Origin of the sequence: Nonlabens marinus S1-08 (assembly GCF_000831385.1) — a bacterium.
Classification (GTDB): Bacteria; Bacteroidota; Bacteroidia; order Flavobacteriales; family Flavobacteriaceae; genus Nonlabens; species Nonlabens marinus.
The window spans coordinates 552,232-572,109 of the sequence record NZ_AP014548.1; the positions used below are offsets into that span (position 1 = coordinate 552,232).

Sequence of the window (19,878 nt, forward strand, 5' to 3'; positions counted from 1 at the left end):
TCATGAAATGGTTACTAAGGTCTTGGAGTTTTCTATCCAGCCCATTGTTTTTACCACTACTCGTTTCTATTTGGTTTTTCAGTTATGCTGATAGCCTTCAAAACCCTGCTATAGTCTTAAAACTCTATATGATCGCAGTGTTATCTGCTGCTATCCCTTTAGTTGTATACACCTTACTTAAGGTGGCTAAAATGGTAAATAGCGTTCACTTGTCCAGCACTAAGGAACGGTTGATACCTCTAGCAATTTATGCCATACTCATCATTATTCTGCTAAGAGGTGTTTTCCAAGGCGGTATGCATCTACCCTTATACTATTTCTTCATTGGACTTTTGATGTCAACAATTGTAGCGTTAGTCATGGCATTGTTCAAATTTAAGATAAGCCTGCACATGATGGGAATCGCTGGAATTCTAGGGTTTGTAATTATGATTAGTATACTGGGCAATATACCACTGACCTATTGGATCATTGGTCTATGTATTGCCGCTGGACTGACAGCAACCTCAAGATTGCACATGGAAGCTCATTCACCAACGGAACTGGCATTTGGTACAATAGCGGGATTATTCATTCAAATCTCTATAGCCTACAGTTACTTAGTTTAAAGGAAGTAAAACTCGACACCAAATTTTATAGGCTGTAGACCTACTTGTTCTCCATCAGTAGTGATGGCCTTGTCATTGAACAAGGTGTTCAGATTGTAGTGGACAAAGGCATTGAAACTTCCGTTACCTATAGTCAATGTTCCTACATACCTCAATCTGTTTAACTCAGCAACTTCTGTCTGTTTTAAGGTAATTCCATCTTGTTTGAAGGTAGACTTGAAATGAAATAGGTACCCCAATTTAAAACCTGTGTAAATACGCCAGAAATTAGTGGTGGTAGCAGTGGAAGTACGCCAACGGAATTGCACAGGCAACTCCACTAGATTGGTATTAAATCTATTGGATTGATATTCGGTTTGATTGTCCAATACTTGAAATATGGTTCGCTCCCCTTCCAATTCACCTACGAACAAGTTGGAATTATAAGTGTTCGTTGATAAGCCTAAGCCTACTCCTATAGCCACGTTGCGCCTATCATTGATTGGCATATCTCTAATGAATCCTGCATTAAGTCCACCAGAAAATCCATTTTGAGAAAAAGCAGACGGGTCATTTGTAACAAGATTGAAAGCAAGACCTAGATAAAATTGATCCTCTCTGTACAGGCTGTCAACGACATCAGGAATAGCATTTTGATCTCGAGGCACATCAGCCCTTTGTGCTTGTGAAAAAGCACCACATAATAAAAGCAAAAAGGCAAGATATTTCATGTACTAAAGATACGGTATGAAAAATGTGTTCCAACAAAAAACCACCTCATGTGAGGTGGTTTTTAATATCAATTGGTGAAAGACTATTGCTTTACATTACGCATAGGATCACCCTTTTTCGCAGTGTAGTTAATCTTCAATGCCATAGCATCGCGTAACTCTTGTTTTACATCAGTCAATTGACCAACTTTTGAACTGCTATCCACTTTCAAAGAAACCATCATTTCGTCTTGAATATCTTCAGGCATAGCGTTACGCTTTGTATTGACGTAAGTTTGAACTTCAGACACACTAGAAATCTTATCGCCCAGCTGGATCACATCAGTTGTACCAAAAGTCTTTTGATACTGTGGACTAGGTTTCCCTATGTAGATATAGATCAATTTGTTTTTGCTCTCCAGTTTTTCAACTTGGTTTGCAGTAGGTAGTCGATTTTCAATCATCAATTCATCTTCCCTCATTACGGTCGCAACCATAAAGAAGAAAAGCAGCATGAATACAATATCTGGCAAGGATGCCGTAGATATCGCAGGTAAATCACCACTTTTTTGTTTCTTAAACTTTGACATAATTATCCTTCTTGTGGTTCAGCTTCAGAAAGTTTCAGTGGATACAAATCACGGATTTCATCTACTTGCTTTCCAAGTTTTTCGTACTCTGGAGTTTCCTTTTCAGTCTCTGGCCATTCTTTATAGCGCATATACATCTTTTCGAAAGTCTCGTTGTAACGAAGTTCTGCCTCACGGTTACGTAAAATTGTGTAAGCTCTTACAAGTTCATTGTAAACAGTTACATACATATTGTAAGTAGCCTGTCTGTCATTCACTAGTGAGATTACCGCTTTATCAGGGTTATCAGAACTGGCAGGATCTCTATCTCCTCGGCAATACGCACAAGCAGCAGGACCTTCTCCACCACCATTGTCTAGAAAGGCAACAGCAGCTTCTGTAAGATCTTTGATCTCCATCAATTCATCTTCTACAAGCAATTGATTGTTCTGGTTCACAAGAACCTGAAAAATATTCTTTTGCTTGATCGGTGGCGGCTCAACCTCGTCCGGCACCGGTGGTGGCAATTTACTTTGAATACCACTATCTACTTCAATGGTCGTGGTGACCAAGAAAAATATAAGAAGAAGAAATGCGATATCTGCCATAGATCCAGCATTTACTTCAGGTGCAGATCTTTTAGCCATAATTATTTTTTTACAAGTTTAGTTGCGCCAGCCCATAATATAGAACCTATTGCTAGGATTCCAATGATGTAGAACGTCCACAATGCAGCACCGATCCATTGAGAATCTGCAGCAGTAAGCTCTTCACCATCATCTAGCATTACTTGTTTACCTGTTAAAGGATCAAGTACACTATCATCAGCAAACACGAAATATGCTAATAAAATGATAACAAGCATTATGCCAACTGATACGGCTGCGCTTTTTAAAGCACCAGGCTTCGTAAACAAATTGATAATTACAAAAACAGCGACTAGGGCTAGGATGATAAACATTACTATATAAGCAATGTACATCATAGGCACTACAGTCATCCCTTGAACACCATCTTCATCCATCTGTATAGGCTCATCACCTACACTTAAAGCGTAGATAAAAAACACGGCAGCGATAAGGCAAAGTGCTAGAGATAAATATTTTAATACTTTATGTGCAATCATGATTAAGTATTGATTAAAGGTTAATTACAGCTTACCGTTCTTGTAATCTACAAGAATATCGATAAGAGTAATAGATGCATCTTCCATGTCGTTAACGATACTATCGATTTTAGCTACGATGTAGTTATAAAAGATTTGAAGGATGATCGCTACGATCAAACCGAATACCGTTGTAAGAAGTGCTACTTTAATACCAGTTGCTACAAGTGCAGGTTCCATAGTACCAGCTTCAGCAATACTATCAAATGACTTGATCATCCCGATTACCGTACCCATAAACCCAAGCATAGGAGCAAGAGCGATAAATAAGGAAACCCAAGATACGTTCTTTTCTAATTGTCCCATTTGAACACCACCATAAGCGACAACCGCTTTTTCAGCAGCCTCAACGCTTTCATCTGCTCTATCAAGACCTTGATAATAGATAGAAGCCACAGGGCCTTTTGTATTACGACATACATCTTTTGCAGCCTCTACACCACCACTTTTAAGAGCTTCTTCTACATCAGCAGCAAGTTTCTTAGAGTTAGTAGTTGACAGGTTTAAGTAGATAATTCTTTCTATAGCAATAGCCAATCCTAAAATCAAACATACAAGTACAATGGACATAAATAAAGGTCCACCCTCGATAAATCGTTTTTTTAGTTCTTGGTGAAAGCTTACAGTAGTTTCTACTTCAGGCTCTGCGTCGTCTTGAGCAGTAACGATAGTAGCAACTGCTGCGTTAGTTGTAGTTGTTGCTGTTGCAGTAGATGACATACCTAATATCATTACAACTGCCATGAACAAAATTGAAAGTGATCGTTTCATTTTAAGATTTATTGATTTATTGATTTTTCTAATGAAGGGCTAAATATATAATTTATCCTGTTAATACCGAACTTCTCATGTATTTCTATCGGCTTTACTTCAATATTTTTTATTGCCCGTGGTATGAACTATTTATTCAATTGATCTATCTACGTATTTTTTCACCCTTAGTATAAACTGACAATAGGCTGTAAATGAACTTATACCACTTTTATTTTTGATATTGAGAGCAGGACTTTCTGAGGTTTTCGCTTTCGCGAAAGCGAACTTCTCATAAAATTATGCTTCCCTAAAATCTGTGAAATTCTAATTATATGTAATTTCCCTTGTATAATGAATAGAGAACGGCATTACGGGAATAGAAGCAACTGGTTGAGAGCGGCAGTTCTAGGTGCAAATGATGGAATCCTTTCTACCGCTAGCATCGTTATAGGGGTTGCAGCTGCAAGTGCCACTAAGGATCCCATCCTGCTCTCTGGACTAGCGGGTCTGGTGGCTGGCGCTCTTTCTATGGCTGCAGGAGAATATGTGTCTGTAAGCTCGCAAAGTGATCTTGAAGAAGCTGATTTAAAACGGGAAGAAAAAGAGCTCACAGAAACCCCTCAAGCTGAACTGCAAGAACTTGCTCATATCTATGAAAGTCGCGGTTTAGACAATGTTCTCGCTCTACAAGTGGCTAAGCAACTTACAGCTCACAATGCACTGGAAGCTCATGCACGTGATGAGCTAGGCATTACTGATATGACTAAAGCCAATCCTCTACAAGCAGCTCTATCTTCTGGAGCGTCCTTTGTTTTTGGAGGGGCCTTACCTGTAATCGTTGCATTTCTAGCTCCTGTGGATCAAATGGAAATCTATCAATACCTCACTGCACTGCTGTTTCTCATTCTACTAGGCTTTCTATCTGGAAAAGTAGGTGGCTCTAGCAAGCGTAAGGCGGTATTGCGCATCGTTCTAGGTGGAACAATTGCTATGGGCATCACTGCTGGGATAGGTTACTTATTTGGAGTAGGTATGATTTAATCTACTCTTATCGAGCAAATAATTAGAACAACAGATTTGATCAATCTCGGTTTCTAAGAAACCAGTCAATTTGTTCTTGAACACCTTCATCTAATCCTACTCTTGGATGATACCTTAACAGTTTTATAGCCTTATCGATAACCGCTTTAGTTCGCAACTGGTCGCCACTGCGGGCTGGCTTTTTAAGTATTTTGATCTGAGTACGTAGTAACTTTTCTACCGTGCGTATTCCCTCTGCCGTAGTGTATTCTTGATCTGTTCCTAAGTTGAAGATTTCTCCGTCACAAACAGATTCCTTTCCTAGCACGCTTACAATACCTTCAATGATATCCGTAATATGAGTAAAACTGCGCTTGTGTAATAAGCTCCCCTCAAATAAAGGAAACTCTTTTTGATGCAACGCACAATCAATTAACTGGCTAAACATCTTATCTGGTCGCTCTCTTGAACCGTAAACAGAGTATAGTCTTAAGGAACACGCAGGAAAATTTCCTAACCTGGAATGGGAAAGAGCAATCTGCTCAGCAGCAAGTTTTGTAACTCCGTAATTAGAGACTGGCTTTGCCATAGTTTCTTCACCGCAAAAAACATCTGCTCCATATATAGAAGAGGTTCCTATATTGATGAATAGTTTTAAAGATGTACAAGCACCTGCAAACTCGGTGAGTCGCTGGGTGGCAATCACATTGTTTTCCAAATAATCTTCAAACGTACAAGTGGGCGCAATGCCTGGTTGTGCTGCGGCGTGGAATATGTAATCCACATCTACTGGTAGCAGTTTGTGTAAATCTGCAGTTCTTAGGTCTGCTTCTAGAATAGAAATACCAAGGGTTTTGAGTTCGCTCGCGTTTTGTCGTTTGAGATTGACATCATAGTAATCAGAATAATTGTCTAGTCCTAGAACTTTGTATCCTAATTGATGAAGGCGTTGCGATAGGTGAGATCCTATAAAACCTGCGGCTCCTGTTACTAATACTGTCATGGGCGAATAACTCATTTATCAAAAGAAACCATTATCAAGTGAGGCTCAAAGGATTTATTGAGATACTTGTAAAAATGGCAAAACTTCAAATTTACTTTAGAATATGCTCGTATTTTCGCAAATTAATCCAATCCTTTTGATAATTCTACATGAATCAAGCGCTTACTATCATCGTACCTGTTTATAATGAAGAAGAGAACCTGGCTCGTGTACGGCAAGAAATGGAGCGCTACATGGCAGTCGCCACGGTAAAAACAGGAGTACTATTTGTGAATGATGGCTCCCAAGATCAAAGTATAGATCTCATCAGGGAAATTTGTTCACAGAATCCCGCTTTTCAATACATCAATTTTGATAAGAATTATGGACTGAGTGCCGCGATAAAAGCAGGGTTTGACCATGTAGAAACAGAGTTTGTAGGTTACATTGATTCTGATTTGCAAACCACACCCATGGATTTTGATTTGCTTCTATCTCATATTGGAACCTACGATCTGGTTACTGGCGTGCGATCTAATCGCAAGGATAGTTTTGTAAAAAACATGTCTTCTACTATTGCTAACGGTATACGTCGCAGCTTTACTCATGACGGTATGGACGACACTGGGTGCCCATTAAAAGTCATCAAAACAGAATACGCTAAGCGTATACCAATGTTCAAGGGATTGCACCGTTTTCTTCCAGCCATGATATTGCTACAAAACGGAAAAATAAAACAAGTACCCATTCAACACTTTGAACGTATTGCAGGAACCGCAAACTTCGGAGTTTGGAATCGGTTGCTGGGACCCTTAATGGACTGCTTTGCTTATTTATGGATGAAAAAAAAATACATCAATTATAAGGTAGCAGATAAAGGATGAGTGATTGGTTAGTATATGCCATAGGGTTCATCGCACAAATTCTTTTTTCAGCAAGATCCATCATGCAATGGGTAGTGTCTGAAAAAAACAAAAGAGTGTTGACACCTGTGTTGTTTTGGCAACTCAGCTTGATTGCTTCATTCTTATTGTTCATTTACGGGTACCTGAGGGACGACTTTGCTATCATGCTAGGTCAAGTTCTCACTTACTTTATTTACATACGCAACATGCAATTGCAGCGCAGCTGGCAACTTTTTCCAGGATGGTTGCGGTTATTTTTGTACGCTTTTCCATTGATCATTGTTATCATAGGGTTTAATAATCAAGTATACGATAGTGTCTCCTTGTTCCAAAACTCAAATATTCCGCTTTGGCTTTTAATCTTAGGAATTGTGGCACAGGTAGTTTTTACTTTGCGATTTTTATACCAGTGGTTTTATTCTGAAAAAAGGAAAGAATCCTCACTACCTATGGGCTTTTGGGTACTGAGCCTTTTAGGTTCTTTATTAATTTTGACCTATGCGATTATACGTAAGGATCCTGTATTATTGGTAGGTCATTTGTTGGGTATGTTTTTATACTTGCGCAACATAGTAATCCTGAAAAAACAGTCATGAGAGACCTGATAGAAAAACACCCATACTGGACCATCCTTATTTTATGGGGATGCGTTTTTCTAGCGCATCTAGGCGTTCTTTATCCTAATATTATGGAAGCCCGCAATTTCATCACGGCTCGAGAAATGCTGACGGAGGGCAACTGGATATTGACCACCATGGACGGCTTGCCACGTTATGAAAAACCACCTTTACCTACTTGGCTTACTGCGTTTTCCGGAGCCCTTTTCGGTTTCAAAAGTCTTGCAGGGTTGCGACTTCCTGCAGCGTTCATAACACTTGTACTGTTGTTTGTGATGTATGCGCTTTCGCGAAAGCTGACTCACAACAAAACCTATGCACTTGTGACGACCTTAGTGCTAGGTACCTCATTTTACATCATTTTTGCTGGCCGAAACGGCACATGGGACATATTTGCGCATAGTTTTATGCTGTTAGGAATTTACTTTCTGTTCCAGTTTTTTGAAACATCATGGCAGCTCTATACGAACTCTTTATTGGCAGGACTATTCATCGGTTTGTCCTTTATGAGTAAAGGTCCAGTGTCACATTATGCCTTGCTATTGCCATTTCTGATCGCATATGGCGTCATCTATCGCTTTGCAGATTTTAGAAAAAAATGGGTGCCACTCGCTCTTATGATTTTAATAATCACCATCCTTTCTGCCTGGTGGGGTTATTATATTTATCTCTTTGACGCAGACGACGCGACCCGAATCGCAGAGAAAGAATCAGGTCGATGGATCGATTATGAAACCAAACCATTCTATTATTACTGGAGTTTTTTCACTCAATCAGGCATCTGGACCATTCCAGGCTTCATTTGTTTGCTGTACCCTTATTTGAAATCGCGGGTCTCTAATTTAAAGGCATATCAGTTTGTTCTATTATGGACACTTGCTTCTTTGTTACTTCTTTCCATCATTCCTACTAAAAAATCTAGGTATTTACTGCCCGTATTGATTCCGCTAGCCATGACTATAGGTTTCTATATGGAATATTTATTCTTGTACTTTAAAACAACAACAAGGCGGTGGGAGACCTGGCCAGTCTATTTTAATTATGGATTGATTGCCACTATCGGGATCGCGTTTCCAATAGGAGCTTTTTTATATCTAGGACCCCAGTTGGAGGGACATTATGTGTCCTATATTCTCACCTCAATTGCGCTGGTCTGTGTAGGAGTCTTTTTATTTATACAACTTAGAAAAAAGAACTTTGCCAAAGTCTTTTACGGTACCATCTCCTTTATATTATTCACTGTAGCTCTAGGCTTCCCGTTAGCGAACGCATTATTGGGAAACCCTGAATATGAAACCTTTTCCGAACTTAAAAAATCCAGCCTACCGATCTTGACCTTAGACAATCTGACGCCAGAACTCGTGTGGGAATATGGAGAAATCACTAAGCACACCAGCATGAGTGAATTGCGTCAACAACAGCAGTTGGACTCGATTATGGTATTAACTACTTTTGAAAAAGACAAAACCCGTCTGGATTCATTGAGGTCTGATTATAGTGTAGAATGGAAGGGCACCGTAGACCTCAACCCTTTAGACAGCACTAGAAGTTCTTACAAAGACCGATTAAAAAGCGATTATTATTTGTTATCAAGGAATTAACACGATCTACATTACCATATTTCATTATTCTAGGTTGATACTTAGGAATGCCACTCTTATTGCAAGAGTGAACAGCCTAAAAACTTTTCTGCTCAGGGAGCATAAATAATTGATTATCAGAAAGATCTTACAACTATTTTAAGGAGCAAACCCAATTAAGTTCACGAACTTAAATCATTGTAAGGCATCGCAGCGTATAATATTCGCCTGAGCAATACAGTGATTTGAATCTATCCCTTCACAAGTATTTCCAGAAGATGAAATATCAGTAAAATTGTAAGGTGGTGTCCATATTAAGAGATGAAAAACTAGATTTATGAAATTTGAAAACGCCTCAGAGTGGCTACTTTTTGACCTTTCTACAGCTGCTATTATTGCACTTAGTGTAATGATCATATTTAGCACGTTGATAGTTATTACTAGAATTTCTGGACTGCGCACGTTTGCTAAAATGACCAGCTTTGACTTTGCTACAACCATTGCGATTGGAAGTATCCTTGCGACCATATCTATTGATCCTAAGGTATCGATTACTAATGGTGCAGTGGCCTTAGTTTCCATTATTGCCTTTCAGGTGATTTTTGCGTTGATACAGCGTAAATCAGAAGTCTTCAGAAAAACAGCTACCAACAAGCCTGTTTTATTAATGACGAATGGAAAAATTTTAGAGGATAATCTAGCGAACACCAATTTACATAGGTCTGAATTGATCGCAAAATTGAGAGAAGCAAATGTGTTGAAATTCGAAGATGTTAAAGCTGTAGTACTTGAAAGTACAGGAGACGTTAGCGTACTTCACGGGAGCAAAGATGTGACATTGGAAAGTCGCTTGCTGGACTTCTTAGAACCCTCTAAAAGTAAAAAAGAGTAGTAATGCTATAATCAATGAAAGGCGGTAAGTAGCTAGTCCCTTTTAAACCATTGACACTATCAAAATTTATTCTAGAATAACAACCGTATTCCAAGTCATGTATCAAGGGCTTACCTGATATCAAAGTCGAAAGAAAAAGAATAAGATTAGGTTAGACAATCTAGCAAGTATTACAAAACAAAACCCCATCAGTACGACTAATGGAGTTTTCATTGCAATCAAAAGATCGTATTACCAGGTTTTCTCTAATGAGTTTACCTTAGTCAATGCACTTTGAATATTATCTCGGTGCTTCGTCAGTACGCTTTTTGTAGAAGGTGGTAAGCTCGTCTCATTGATGATTTCATTATACTCTTCAACAGCGGTCTTTTCTCCACGAATCGCCTCTTCCAAGATGCTTTCTTCATTGTCACTGGAAAAAGTGGACTTAATGTTCATCCACATGCGGTGAGCATCTCCTGCCACACTTGTTCCTTTGTCTGGCTCCTGCCCGAAACTCTTTAATTCCGCTTTCAATTCATGACCGAAATTATAACGCTCCTGCGCCTGCTGTCCGAAAAAACTTTTCAACTGTGCATTTTTAACATTGTCTGCGGCGGCTTTATAACCAGCTTCTGCATCATAGTTTTTTTCTAATAACGCATTTAATTTTTTTCCTACTTCATCTGTATAGCTCATGATAATTAATTTAAAATTAGATCACTAAATTAGATTTAAGTAGGCTGTTTCTTACACCAATTAATACGGCTTTGGCTATGTTTTAGGTTGGATTTAACGATGTAAGATTTCTTTCAGCTAGTTGTTTATCTATCCTTAAAGCCAAAAGTAAATCAACAAGTAATAGTCAAAGTCCAGTTCGTGTAGACTGATTTCACTAGCTTTAAGCTATAGATATTAAAACAACAACTAAAATTACTCTATGAACCTCTCCTATTGGGAATGGAAGTCCTGGCTCACTGATGTAGATTTCACCATCATCGGTAGTGGTATCGTAGGGCTCAATACAGCACTACATTTAAGAGATCGATTCCCGAATTCTAAAATTTTAGTTTTAGAGAAGGGGATTCTACCGCAAGGAGCCAGCACTAAGAATGCAGGTTTTGCGTGTTTTGGCAGTTTGAGCGAGCTCATAGATGACTTAGTTCACCACAGTGAAAATGAGGTTATTGAATTAGTACAGCAACGCATCGACGGCCTCAACCTGCTACACTCTACACTGGGAGATGACGCCATGGATTATCAAGAATTAGGTGGCTACGAATTGTTTTTAGAGTCCGATCCCCAACTATATGAGACCTGCAGGGATCAAGTGAATTTAATTAATGAGCTCCTAAAACCTATTTGTAAGAAACCTGTGTTTTCCTTTATCGACAACAGTCTCGCTTTTAAAAACATAAAAAGTCAATACAGCTTTAATCCTTTTGAAGGCCAAATTGACACAGGCAAAATGATGGAATCTCTATTGCGCCTAGTGCAAAGCAAAAACATCAATATTTTAAATAATATAACTGTAGAGAAACTCTCTCAAGGCGCTAATAAAGTTCACATAGCTACCAATCATTTCGAACTTACGACTTCTCATGTTTTTGTGGCGACTAATGGGTTTGCCTCGCAACTCTTAGAGGAGTCTGTCAAACCAGCTAGAGCTCAAGTCCTAATTACAAAGCCTATAAAAGACCTGCATATTAAAGGAACCTTCCATTTAGACCGTGGGTATTATTACTTTAGGAATATTGATGATAGAGTATTACTAGGTGGAGGCAGGAACTTAGACTTCAAAGCAGAGGAAACTATTGAATTTACACAATCGAGATTGATTCAAGATAAATTAGAAGACCTATTAAAAACCACCATCTTACCTGACACTTATTTTGAAATAGACCACCGCTGGTCAGGAATTATGGGAATAGGAAACTCTAAAAAACCTATTGTTAAACAGCTGGATGCTAATATTTACTGTGGCGTACGCCTGGGCGGCATGGGTGTGGCCATAGGAAGTACGATAGGCAAAGACCTGGCCTATCTGTTAGAGTAAGCAAAAAGATACACTAAAAATGAAAGCCCAACTTTCAAAAGGAAATTGGGCTTTTTGCTTGCAGAAAGGAAGGATTAACTCACATTGATCCCATTTACAACACCTTGAAAATAAAGCCTCATATCGCTAACGCGATCTCTTTGCTTTTTCCATTTCTTAGACCTTCAAAGCGTTGCTTTAGGCCTTAAAAATGGAAAAAGCCCGATTCCCTTTCGGGAATCAGGCTTTGCATTAGTGCAGAGAGGAAGGGATTCGAACCCTCGAAACGTTGCCGTTTACACGCTTTCCAGGCGTGCGCCTTCGACCGCTCGGCCACCTCTCTAAAACGAAATGCAAGATTACGACTTTAACTCGCTTCTTGCAAATAAGAAATCATTCTGTCACCTCCCCACGCAAGGATTTTTCAAAATAATGCTTGAAGTCAGCAAGTGTTGTGGTGTAATTCAATAAGTACATCATTTTGGCCAGCGCAGTTTCCGTGGTCATGTCTTTACCAGACACCATCCCAATAGCTTTAAGCTGTACACTGGTTTCATATTTCCCCATGTCCACAGCACCTCCACGGCATTGGGTCACGTTTACAATATAAACGCCTTTATCAAGAGTTCTTTTCATCGCATCGACAAACCATTGCTCACTAGGGGCGTTCCCGCTGCCATAGGTTTCCAGTACGATGCCTTTCAATTCAGGAATATTACAAATCGCATTGACCACCTCAGGGGTTATTCCAGGAAACAGTTTGAGAATGACGACATCATTGACAAAATCAGGGCGGTAAAACATCTTGTACTCATCTTCAGGAAGCTGTGGTTGGTTCGCTTTCGCGAAAGCGAACTCATCAAAAGTTCCCTGCCATAAAAGATTCTGATCAATATTGAGATGTACCCCACTTATCGCTAGCGGCGGATAGTTAGGTGACATAAATGCTTCAAAATGATCTGCACTCACCTTAGCTGTCCGGTTTGCGCGATACAACTGATATTCAAAATAAATGCAAACTTCTCTAATGATAGGCCTACCGTTTTGAATCTGGGATGCCAGCTGTATGGTGGTAATTAAATTTTCCTTAGCATCTGTTCTTAAGTCGCCTATAGGCAGCTGTGAGCCTGTTAGAATAATAGGCTTAGTCAAGTTCTCAAACATAAAGCTCAAGGCACTGCCGGTGTACGCCATAGTATCACTACCATGCAAGACAACAAAGCCATCAAAATCATCATAGCGCTCATGAATCATCTCTCCCAGCCGCTGCCAGCTTTTCAAGTTCATGTTAGAGGAATCTATGGGATGAGTATATGAGATTGTACTGATCTCGCAGTCCAGTTGTCGCAACTCTGGTATATGCAGGAGGAGTTCTTCAAAGTTAAATGATTTAAGAGCCCAGGTTTCTGGATCCTTCATCATCCCAATCGTACCGCCAGTATATATAAGAAGAATTCTAGGCTTCATAAGCAAGTTCTAGCTCTTCTTTATTAATGACCGGTCGGGCATACATATTTAAAAAACTTTTTACTGCTTCTGGATCTTTCATGTCAACTCGCAGGCGCAAACGGCGTTCGAATTGTTTTTGATCTTTATCGGTATAATGCTCTGTATATGACTGAGTATCGTTGAGCAAATCAAATGCGATATAATTTGTAGGCCACAAACGGTAATTACTTTGAATCACACGATCCAGCTTGCTGACCACGTGTTGTAGCAATTGATTGACCGCCTCATCATCCTTAGTTTTCAATTCCAGAGGTTCAGAAGCATGTATATGGATGTGCTTTTTCTGACCTAGCGCTCCCTTAAGAATGCTATTGAAATCTTCGTTTTCAGACTTGATGTATTCTTTTTGGGCTTTTTTGGCCAGTAACTCGGGTACTTTGAGAATATCTGTAGGATCGTATTCATACGATATGGAGACTGGAACTATTTTGAGGCTGTTGAGATACTCTGCAACGGGTCGTTTGCCAGCAGCTAGGGCTATCATTTTCAAAACCCCCTGCTCCGTCACATCATTGCCATCTTTTGTACGTCCTTGTCGTTGAGCAATCCAGACACTGCGATTTCTTTCTTTAAGCAAATATTCTACATATTCACTAAGGTTCTTACTACTCATTAAAGTCTCTCGAGGAGTACCGCCACGCTTCACAATAAAATTGCGAGTCAATTTACTTAACGCGTTTACAAAAGGACGTTGCACCAGATTGTCACCTATCGCACTTGCAGTACGGATCAAATCGTAATTGAATAGAGTAAGATTGATCAAACACGTATCTAAAACGATATCTCGGTGATTAGAAATGTACAGATAGGATTGCTCTGGATCTAATTTATCAAATCCAGTAGTCGTCAATCCTGCAGATGTTTCTTCTAACACCCGTTTTACAGTTACAGAAATGACCTCACGCTGAAAGTCGTTAACTGTTTTACAAGAAAGGACGATCTCCTTAATCTCCTCGTCCGTTTTATCTGGGAAGGTGTATTGAAAAAGCGTCTTGATCATAGGGTGACGCACAGCACTCTTTAGGGCAACGCCCACTTCTTCCTCATTAAAGTACCGTATATCATCAAATTGCACCAAAAGTCTATCTATTTAAACCTCAAAAATACGGATGTTCTGCCCTACACGCCGAAGACTTCACGAGAATTTAAGGTGGTGATGCGTGCAACCTCTTCTACCTCTAACCCATAAATTTCTGCCACTTTAATCGCGACCCTCTCTATATAGGCGCTTTCATTGCGCTTACCGCGGTAAGGCACTGGCGCTAGGTAAGGAGCATCTGTCTCTAAAACAATCTGTTCTATGTCGATTTGATCTAGAAACTGATCAATTTTTCCATTCTTAAAAGTAACCACCCCACCTATGCCTAATTTCATTCCATAGGCAATGGCAAGTTGAGCTTGCTCCAGCGTTCCAGTAAAACAATGAAAAATTCCTTTTAATCTCCTCCCTTGATGTGATTTAAGCACCTCAAAAACTTCATCAAACGCATCCCGGCAATGAATCACAATCGGCAATTCATACTCCAGCGCCCATTCGATTTGTTGATGAAAGGCTTGCATCTGCAAGTCGCGAGTGGACTGATCCCAGTATAAATCAACACCTATCTCACCAACGGCTACATAATCACCAGTGGCCAACTCCTCTTTTACATGCTGCAATTCCTCTGCATGATTTTCTTTTACATGGGTGGGATGTAAACCTGCCATAAGAAACATATGATCTGGGTAATTCTGCTTTAATTCTCGCATACCTGCGGTGTATGCAGAATCTATTGCAGGAATGAAAAATCGGCTCACTCCAGCTTCGAATGCTCGTTGAATCATGCTCTCGCGATCTTCATCAAATTGCTCGCTGTATAAATGTGTATGCGTATCAGTTAAAATCATCATGCAAAGGTACGGGATGGTAAAGTGGCTGTAAAATCAATTCTAGGCTTATAGATTTATAGCTAAGGCTTAAGACTGTTTTTTATTTCGCTTTCGCGAAAGCGAACTTATCTTCACACTCTATTTTTATCTATGGCATCGATTAAAAAGATTTTAAAGGAACAAGGTTACATTGCACACCGCATACGCATTGCTAAAAAGAGCAGCCATATCGTTACCAAAGCACAACTTAACGGTCATCCTGGTAGGTTCATTATTGATACCGGTGCGAGTGCTACTTGTGTAGATCAAGCGCTTTACAAGGAATTTCAATTGACTACGGAGTTTATGGAGAAACAAATAGGTACAGCCAGCGGCTCCTTACGGCCACGAGTTTCTTATAAAAATACACTAGAATTGGGTGACTGGAGCGATGAAGATGTGACCTTACTTTCTATGGACATGAGCTTTGTCAACAGTGCTTTGAAAGCAGAGGGTATGCGATCTGTTCAAGGATTACTAGGTGCCGATTTTCTAATCGCAAGCGCCGCCATTATTGATTACCGCAGTAAATGGTTGTTTTTGAAATTATAGAGTGATCGTAAAAGAACCTTGAGTGACCACCACATTTCCTGGAGGTCCAGACTCAAACTTAAACAAACCACTATATCGACCTGCCGCGCGATTCACAATAGAAACATCTAGGGTTCCGGAGATTGCATCTGCATTAGTACCTCCACTGGAATAGGTTGCGCGATACATTCCAGTAGCAGAAAAATTATAGCTCCCTACAGTGACCGCTTCAGGAAAACTGAGAAGTAGAGTGTTGTTGCCGTTTGCAGCTTGAATGACGATGGTTCCAGGTCCTTTAGTAGCTGAAACTGATGATGGATTGAGTGCTGTACCATTAATCAAGGCTTTCAAGTCATTGACGCGATCAGAACCTACTTCAGTCCCAAAAGGCACTCTATAAATGACACCTTTACGCATGGTAAGTGTATCTGTAGCTCCTGGCGTATAGCTCACAAAGCTAAAATTCCCTGTTACGGTACCGTCTGGTGATCCAGCATCAAGAATGACACTTCCCGCACCATTTCCTGTACGAGTAGAAAACTGTTGTTCGCCATTGAAGGTGTAAATGGCTTCATTAGCCTGACCTGACCCTAACTCATAAAATCCGGGAGTGGCTGAAGTCAAGCGTATCTGAAGTGTTTCTAGTGGGTTTTCTCCACCTATAGTGATGGTTCCATCAGTATTATTAGTCACTGAGGTTTTAGTGGCACCAAAAAACTCTCCATTTCGAGAAGCTTGTAAAGCAGGGGAGTTGATTTTATCGATGTTTTCTTCACATCCTGTAAATGCAATAGATAGGAGTACTATGAGTAATAAAAGTTTGTTCATGGGAGCAATGCTTGACTATAAAACTCAAAATTAAATAAAATAGTATGAGCGGTTGCTGATTCTCAAATAAATAGTATTTTTGCAACCTCAAATTAATAACCAGGGTCGAGAACCCCTAAATTTAATGTTATGCCTGTAAAAATCAGACTTCAAAGACACGGTAAAAAAGGAAAACCTTTTTACTGGATCGTAGCTGCGGATTCCCGCTCTAAAAGAGATGGTAAGTACCTAGACAAAATAGGAACTTATAATCCTAACACCAACCCTGCAACCATTAACCTAGACGTTGATAGCGCTGTACAATGGTTAGAAAACGGTGCACAACCTACAGATACTGCAAGAGCAATATTAGGTTACAAAGGAGCTATGTTGAAAAGACACTTGAAAGGTGGTGTAAAGAAAGGTGCTTTTACTGAAGAGCAAATGGAGGAGAAATTCAACGCTTGGTTAGAAGAAAAAGAAGGAAAGATTGCTAACAAGGCGTCTGGACTTTCTAAAGAAGAAGATAAGAAAGCTGCTGAAGCTCTTGCTGCTGAAAAAGCGGTGAATGAAGCACGTATCGCTGCTAACACTCCAGAACCAGAAGCTCCAGCTGAGGAAGAAGCTCCTGCTGCTGAAGCATCTAGCGAAGAAGAATAAATCGTACTGCCATGCGTAAAGAGGAATGTTTCTACGTAGGCACGATTGTCAATAAATTTAGCTTTAAAGGGGAACTGCTTGTCAAATTAGACACAGATGAACCAGAGCTATTCTTAGAAATGGAATCAGTTTTTATCGAGATCGGTAAAAACTTGGTTCCATTTTTTATTGAACACAGCCAGCTCCATAAATCCTTATTGCTGCGCGTTAAATTTGAGGATGTCGATGATGAACCCATGGCAGACAGCCTCATGAAACGTGAGTTGTACTTACCACTCGACGTACTTCCTAAACTGGAAGGAACTCAATTCTATTATCACGAGGTCATAGGTTTTGAAATGATCGATACCGAGTATGGAAGCGTGGGAACCATAACTGGAGTCAACGATACCACCTCACAAGCACTTTTTGAAGTAGATCACGATGGCAGCGAAGTGTTAATACCTATCAATGATGAGTTTATTGAAGAACTGGATCGCGATAAAAAAACCATTACCGTAACTACTCCTGAAGGTCTCATCGACCTCTATATTTCCGAATAAAATCTTTACTGATGAGCACCTTTAAGTTCAAGCAATTTGAAGTCGCTCAAGATCAATGTGCTCAAAAGATAGGCACTGACGCTGTCTTGTTAGGCGCATGGACTGATACAGTTGAACAGCCGCTGTCTATACTTGATATAGGCACAGGCACTGGAGTTATCGCACTTATAATGGCACAACGCTTTTCCAGAGCTCAAGTGGACGCTATTGAAATCGATGATGCTGCTTTTGAACAAACCACTTCAAATTTTGAGAACAGTCCTTATGGCGATAGGCTTTACTGTTATCACGCTTCATTTCAAGAGTTTTATGAAGAGGTAGAAGAACGCTATGATCTCATCATTTCAAACCCTCCATTTTTTGATGGAAAGTTAAACCGCAATGATGCGATGATAGATGTAAAACGTCAACAAGCACGTTTTGATGATGCGTTGCCGTTTGAAGAATTGGTTTATGGCGTTTACAAACTCTTGGAAACTAGCGGTACTTTCGCCTGCATCATTCCATCAGATCGGGAAGAGGAATTCTTGAAAATCACCAGCCACTTTCAATTTGTCGCCACTCGCAAGACCTATGTGCGTGGTACAGATGCCAGTGCCGCGAAAAGAGTTTTGTTAGAATTTCGCTTTCGCGAAAGCGTAACAACCACCGAACCCTCCACCTCGCATTTGACCATTGAAAAGTCAAGACACATCTATACCGAAGACTACATTGATCTGGTTAAAGATTTCTATTTGAAAATGTAGGTAAAGATCTACTGTGCATTACGACTGATTTTATGTAGAAATAGCGATTGAGATTCCTATTTTTACTACTCTTATGAAAACCGCAATTTGTTGCGATCGCGATTAAGAAATTGACAAACATCCCTTGAAACGCATTTATGAAACCAGACTTATTTGAAGCTCCAGATTATTATCAGCTAGACGATCTATTGACTGAGGAACACAAAATGATACGTGACACGGCTCGAGCATGGGTCAAACGTGACGTTTCTCCTATTATAGAACAAGCGGCTCAAGATGCTAAATTCCCTAAGAGCATCATACCAGGACTGGCTTCCATTGGCGCCTTCGGACCTTATATTCCAGAAGAATATGGCGGCGCTGGACTGGATCAAATCTCATACGGGTTGATCATGCAAGAAATTGAACGCGGCGATAGCGGCGTGCGTTCCACAGCCTCAGTACAATCATCATTAGTGATGTATCCCATCTGGAAATATGGTAGTGAGGAACAGAAAAAGAAATTCCTACCAAAGTTGGCCAGTGGAGAATTTATGGGAAGTTTTGGATTGACTGAGCCAGATTCTGGATCAGACCCAGGAAGTATGATTACTCGATTTAAAGATGCAGGCGATCATGTGATCTTGAATGGTGCCAAATTATGGATTTCTAACAGCCCTTTTTGTGATGTGGCTGTCGTTTGGGCAAAAGATGAAAATAACCGTATTCATGGTGTGATTGTAGAGCGTGGTATGGAAGGATTTACCACACCAGAAACTCACAACAAATGGTCCCTGCGCGCGAGCGCAACTGGCGAACTGATCTTCCATGACGTCAAAGTTCCTAAAGCAAATATTTTACCAGGCCGCACTGGTCTAGGAGCTCCATTGAGCTGCTTGGACAGCGCTCGTTTTGGTATCGCCTGGGGCGCCATAGGCGCTGCCATGGATTGCTATGATACAGCACTGCGGTATGCTAAGGAACGTAAGCAATTTGGAAAACCGATTGCTGGATTCCAATTGCAACAAAAGAAACTGGCCGAAATGATTACTGAAATCACCAAAGCACAATTACTCGCATGGCGACTAGGTGTTTTGCGTGAAGAAGGAAAAGCGACCAGTGCTCAAATCTCAATGGCCAAAAGGAATAATGTAGAAATCGCCATCAACATCGCCCGCGAGGCACGCCAGATCTTAGGCGGTATGGGAATTACTGGCGAGTATAGCATCATGCGCCACAGCATGAATCTAGAAAGTGTGATTACTTATGAAGGTACACATGATATTCACTTGTTGATTACAGGTTTGGATATTACGGGTGAGAATGCGTTTTCATAACCACAGATTATGATAGTGAGTTAATCCTATATTAAAAATCTTGAGGGCTGATTGTTAGTGACAAT

Annotated in this window: 23 protein-coding genes and 1 tRNA gene; 12 read left to right on the forward strand and 12 right to left on the reverse strand. The window is 40.1% G+C overall.

All coding sequences use genetic code 11. The features are described 5' to 3' along the window. Positions 1–2 precede the first annotated feature (2 nt). Positions 3–608: a hypothetical protein gene (locus NMS_RS02530; protein ID WP_041495242.1), complete on the forward strand. Its 606-nt coding sequence runs from the start codon at positions 3–5 to the stop codon at positions 606–608. Here NMS_RS02530 and NMS_RS02535 read toward each other — a convergent pair. The 5 genes from NMS_RS02535 to NMS_RS02555 form a co-directional block, all read right to left on the reverse strand. Continuing rightward, complete coding sequence (locus NMS_RS02535) at positions 605–1,318, reverse strand: porin family protein (protein ID WP_041495243.1); 714 nt, start codon at positions 1,316–1,318, stop codon at positions 605–607. The two genes, NMS_RS02530 and NMS_RS02535, sit on opposite strands and share 4 nt — an antisense overlap. Positions 1,319–1,401: 83 nt before the next feature. Continuing rightward, positions 1,402–1,887, reverse strand: a complete 486-nt coding sequence (locus NMS_RS02540; protein WP_041495244.1) for an ExbD/TolR family protein — start codon at positions 1,885–1,887, stop codon at positions 1,402–1,404. A gap of 2 nt (positions 1,888–1,889) precedes the next feature. After that, complete coding sequence (locus NMS_RS02545) at positions 1,890–2,513, reverse strand: ExbD/TolR family protein (RefSeq protein WP_041495246.1); 624 nt, start codon at positions 2,511–2,513, stop codon at positions 1,890–1,892. Between the two features lie 2 nt (positions 2,514–2,515). Next, a complete protein-coding gene (locus tag NMS_RS02550) occupies positions 2,516–2,992 on the reverse strand; it encodes a hypothetical protein (protein ID WP_041495247.1) in 477 nt (158 codons plus the stop codon). A gap of 24 nt (positions 2,993–3,016) precedes the next feature. Continuing rightward, positions 3,017–3,802 carry a MotA/TolQ/ExbB proton channel family protein gene (locus NMS_RS02555; protein WP_041495248.1) on the reverse strand — a complete coding sequence of 262 codons (786 nt, stop codon included), beginning with the start codon at positions 3,800–3,802 and terminating at the stop codon, positions 3,017–3,019. A 333-nt stretch (positions 3,803–4,135) separates the two neighbouring features. Between NMS_RS02555 and NMS_RS02560 the strand changes: the two genes are divergently transcribed. Further along, positions 4,136–4,825, forward strand: coding sequence for a VIT1/CCC1 transporter family protein (locus tag NMS_RS02560; protein WP_041495250.1), 690 nt, complete (start codon positions 4,136–4,138; stop codon positions 4,823–4,825). A 40-nt stretch (positions 4,826–4,865) separates the two neighbouring features. Here the strand turns inward: NMS_RS02560 and NMS_RS02565 are convergent, their stop codons facing one another. Beyond that, entirely contained in the window at positions 4,866–5,807 is a 942-nt protein-coding gene (locus tag NMS_RS02565) for an NAD-dependent epimerase/dehydratase family protein (protein ID WP_041495251.1), read from the reverse strand. Between the two features lie 149 nt (positions 5,808–5,956). Between NMS_RS02565 and NMS_RS02570 the strand changes: the two genes are divergently transcribed. The 4 genes from NMS_RS02570 to NMS_RS02585 all read left to right on the forward strand — a co-directional run bounded on the left by NMS_RS02570 (position 5,957) and on the right by NMS_RS02585 (position 9,780). After that, positions 5,957–6,670, forward strand: a complete 714-nt coding sequence (locus NMS_RS02570; RefSeq protein ID WP_041495253.1) for a glycosyltransferase — start codon at positions 5,957–5,959, stop codon at positions 6,668–6,670. Continuing rightward, the gene (locus NMS_RS02575) at positions 6,667–7,287 is read left to right on the forward strand and encodes a lipid-A-disaccharide synthase N-terminal domain-containing protein (RefSeq protein ID WP_041495254.1); all 621 of its coding nucleotides are present in this window, start codon (positions 6,667–6,669) and stop codon (positions 7,285–7,287) included. The genes NMS_RS02570 and NMS_RS02575 overlap by 4 nt, the downstream gene beginning before the upstream one ends. Further along, positions 7,284–8,909, forward strand: a complete 1,626-nt coding sequence (locus tag NMS_RS02580) for an ArnT family glycosyltransferase (RefSeq protein ID WP_041495255.1) — start codon at positions 7,284–7,286, stop codon at positions 8,907–8,909. Before NMS_RS02575 ends, NMS_RS02580 begins: the two co-directional genes overlap by 4 nt. Positions 8,910–9,225: 316 nt before the next feature. Next, positions 9,226–9,780 (forward strand): DUF421 domain-containing protein, encoded by a 555-nt coding sequence (locus NMS_RS02585; protein WP_052476664.1) that lies wholly within the window; start codon positions 9,226–9,228, stop codon positions 9,778–9,780. A 231-nt stretch (positions 9,781–10,011) separates the two neighbouring features. Here the strand turns inward: NMS_RS02585 and NMS_RS02590 are convergent, their stop codons facing one another. Then, positions 10,012–10,458, reverse strand: a complete 447-nt coding sequence (locus NMS_RS02590; protein ID WP_041495256.1) for a ferritin-like domain-containing protein — start codon at positions 10,456–10,458, stop codon at positions 10,012–10,014. Positions 10,459–10,699: 241 nt separating this feature from the next. On the opposite strand from NMS_RS02590, the gene NMS_RS02595 reads away from it, so the two are divergent. Next, positions 10,700–11,815, forward strand: coding sequence for an NAD(P)/FAD-dependent oxidoreductase (locus NMS_RS02595; RefSeq protein ID WP_041495257.1), 1,116 nt, complete (start codon positions 10,700–10,702; stop codon positions 11,813–11,815). A gap of 237 nt (positions 11,816–12,052) precedes the next feature. On the opposite strand, the gene NMS_RS02600 is transcribed toward NMS_RS02595, so the two are convergent. The 4 genes from NMS_RS02600 to NMS_RS02615 form a co-directional block, all read right to left on the reverse strand. Continuing rightward, positions 12,053–12,137: transfer RNA gene (locus NMS_RS02600), tRNA-Ser, on the reverse strand. Positions 12,138–12,187: 50 nt separating this feature from the next. Further along, complete coding sequence (locus tag NMS_RS02605) at positions 12,188–13,261, reverse strand: asparaginase (protein WP_041495258.1); 1,074 nt, start codon at positions 13,259–13,261, stop codon at positions 12,188–12,190. Further along, complete coding sequence (locus NMS_RS02610) at positions 13,251–14,378, reverse strand: 1-acyl-sn-glycerol-3-phosphate acyltransferase (RefSeq protein ID WP_316931176.1); 1,128 nt, start codon at positions 14,376–14,378, stop codon at positions 13,251–13,253. The genes NMS_RS02605 and NMS_RS02610 overlap by 11 nt, the downstream gene beginning before the upstream one ends. Positions 14,379–14,422: 44 nt before the next feature. After that, positions 14,423–15,190, reverse strand: coding sequence for a TatD family hydrolase (locus NMS_RS02615; protein ID WP_041495260.1), 768 nt, complete (start codon positions 15,188–15,190; stop codon positions 14,423–14,425). Positions 15,191–15,322: 132 nt separating this feature from the next. Here NMS_RS02615 and NMS_RS02620 point away from each other — a divergent pair, with 132 nt between their 5' ends. Continuing rightward, positions 15,323–15,763, forward strand: coding sequence for a retropepsin-like aspartic protease (locus NMS_RS02620; RefSeq protein WP_041495261.1), 441 nt, complete (start codon positions 15,323–15,325; stop codon positions 15,761–15,763). On the opposite strand, the gene NMS_RS02625 is transcribed toward NMS_RS02620, so the two are convergent. After that, the gene (locus NMS_RS02625) at positions 15,758–16,570 is read right to left on the reverse strand and encodes a DUF6252 family protein (protein WP_041495262.1); all 813 of its coding nucleotides are present in this window, start codon (positions 16,568–16,570) and stop codon (positions 15,758–15,760) included. The genes NMS_RS02620 and NMS_RS02625 overlap by 6 nt on opposite strands. A gap of 129 nt (positions 16,571–16,699) precedes the next feature. Between NMS_RS02625 and NMS_RS02630 the strand changes: the two genes are divergently transcribed. The 4 genes from NMS_RS02630 to NMS_RS02645 all read left to right on the forward strand — a co-directional run bounded on the left by NMS_RS02630 (position 16,700) and on the right by NMS_RS02645 (position 19,813). Further along, a complete protein-coding gene (locus NMS_RS02630; RefSeq protein ID WP_041495263.1) occupies positions 16,700–17,209 on the forward strand; it encodes a 30S ribosomal protein S16 in 510 nt (169 codons plus the stop codon). Positions 17,210–17,220: 11 nt separating this feature from the next. Next, positions 17,221–17,751, forward strand: coding sequence for a ribosome maturation factor RimM (gene rimM / locus NMS_RS02635; RefSeq protein WP_041495264.1), 531 nt, complete (start codon positions 17,221–17,223; stop codon positions 17,749–17,751). 11 nt (positions 17,752–17,762) lie between these two features. Continuing rightward, the gene (locus tag NMS_RS02640) at positions 17,763–18,497 is read left to right on the forward strand and encodes a tRNA1(Val) (adenine(37)-N6)-methyltransferase (protein WP_041495265.1); all 735 of its coding nucleotides are present in this window, start codon (positions 17,763–17,765) and stop codon (positions 18,495–18,497) included. Between the two features lie 137 nt (positions 18,498–18,634). Then, on the forward strand, positions 18,635–19,813 hold the full coding sequence (locus NMS_RS02645; protein ID WP_041495266.1) for an acyl-CoA dehydrogenase family protein: 1,179 nt from the start codon (positions 18,635–18,637) through the stop codon (positions 19,811–19,813). Positions 19,814–19,878: the final 65 nt, after the last annotated feature.

What these genes read in the sequence shown, in the direction of transcription:
- NMS_RS02625 (WP_041495262.1), bottom strand. Translation starts at nt 16,570, where the DNA reads ATGAACAAACTTTTATTACTCATAGTACTCCTATCTATTGCATTTACA.
- NMS_RS02565 (WP_041495251.1), bottom strand. Translation starts at nt 5,807, where the DNA reads ATGACAGTATTAGTAACAGGAGCCGCAGGTTTTATAGGATCTCACCTA.
- NMS_RS02530 (WP_041495242.1), top strand. Translation starts at nt 3, where the DNA reads ATGAAATGGTTACTAAGGTCTTGGAGTTTTCTATCCAGCCCATTGTTT.
- NMS_RS02640 (WP_041495265.1), top strand. Translation starts at nt 17,763, where the DNA reads ATGAGCACCTTTAAGTTCAAGCAATTTGAAGTCGCTCAAGATCAATGT.
- NMS_RS02595 (WP_041495257.1), top strand. Translation starts at nt 10,700, where the DNA reads ATGAACCTCTCCTATTGGGAATGGAAGTCCTGGCTCACTGATGTAGAT.
- NMS_RS02540 (WP_041495244.1), bottom strand. Translation starts at nt 1,887, where the DNA reads ATGTCAAAGTTTAAGAAACAAAAAAGTGGTGATTTACCTGCGATATCT.
- NMS_RS02535 (WP_041495243.1), bottom strand. Translation starts at nt 1,318, where the DNA reads ATGAAATATCTTGCCTTTTTGCTTTTATTATGTGGTGCTTTTTCACAA.
- NMS_RS02630 (WP_041495263.1), top strand. Translation starts at nt 16,700, where the DNA reads ATGCCTGTAAAAATCAGACTTCAAAGACACGGTAAAAAAGGAAAACCT.
- rimM (WP_041495264.1), top strand. Translation starts at nt 17,221, where the DNA reads ATGCGTAAAGAGGAATGTTTCTACGTAGGCACGATTGTCAATAAATTT.
- NMS_RS02590 (WP_041495256.1), bottom strand. Translation starts at nt 10,458, where the DNA reads ATGAGCTATACAGATGAAGTAGGAAAAAAATTAAATGCGTTATTAGAA.
- NMS_RS02555 (WP_041495248.1), bottom strand. Translation starts at nt 3,802, where the DNA reads ATGAAACGATCACTTTCAATTTTGTTCATGGCAGTTGTAATGATATTA.
- NMS_RS02580 (WP_041495255.1), top strand. Translation starts at nt 7,284, where the DNA reads ATGAGAGACCTGATAGAAAAACACCCATACTGGACCATCCTTATTTTA.
- NMS_RS02605 (WP_041495258.1), bottom strand. Translation starts at nt 13,261, where the DNA reads ATGAAGCCTAGAATTCTTCTTATATATACTGGCGGTACGATTGGGATG.
- NMS_RS02560 (WP_041495250.1), top strand. Translation starts at nt 4,136, where the DNA reads ATGAATAGAGAACGGCATTACGGGAATAGAAGCAACTGGTTGAGAGCG.
- NMS_RS02620 (WP_041495261.1), top strand. Translation starts at nt 15,323, where the DNA reads ATGGCATCGATTAAAAAGATTTTAAAGGAACAAGGTTACATTGCACAC.
- NMS_RS02585 (WP_052476664.1), top strand. Translation starts at nt 9,226, where the DNA reads ATGAAATTTGAAAACGCCTCAGAGTGGCTACTTTTTGACCTTTCTACA.
- NMS_RS02645 (WP_041495266.1), top strand. Translation starts at nt 18,635, where the DNA reads ATGAAACCAGACTTATTTGAAGCTCCAGATTATTATCAGCTAGACGAT.
- NMS_RS02615 (WP_041495260.1), bottom strand. Translation starts at nt 15,190, where the DNA reads ATGATTTTAACTGATACGCATACACATTTATACAGCGAGCAATTTGAT.
- NMS_RS02550 (WP_041495247.1), bottom strand. Translation starts at nt 2,992, where the DNA reads ATGATTGCACATAAAGTATTAAAATATTTATCTCTAGCACTTTGCCTT.
- NMS_RS02575 (WP_041495254.1), top strand. Translation starts at nt 6,667, where the DNA reads ATGAGTGATTGGTTAGTATATGCCATAGGGTTCATCGCACAAATTCTT.
- NMS_RS02570 (WP_041495253.1), top strand. Translation starts at nt 5,957, where the DNA reads ATGAATCAAGCGCTTACTATCATCGTACCTGTTTATAATGAAGAAGAG.
- NMS_RS02545 (WP_041495246.1), bottom strand. Translation starts at nt 2,513, where the DNA reads ATGGCTAAAAGATCTGCACCTGAAGTAAATGCTGGATCTATGGCAGAT.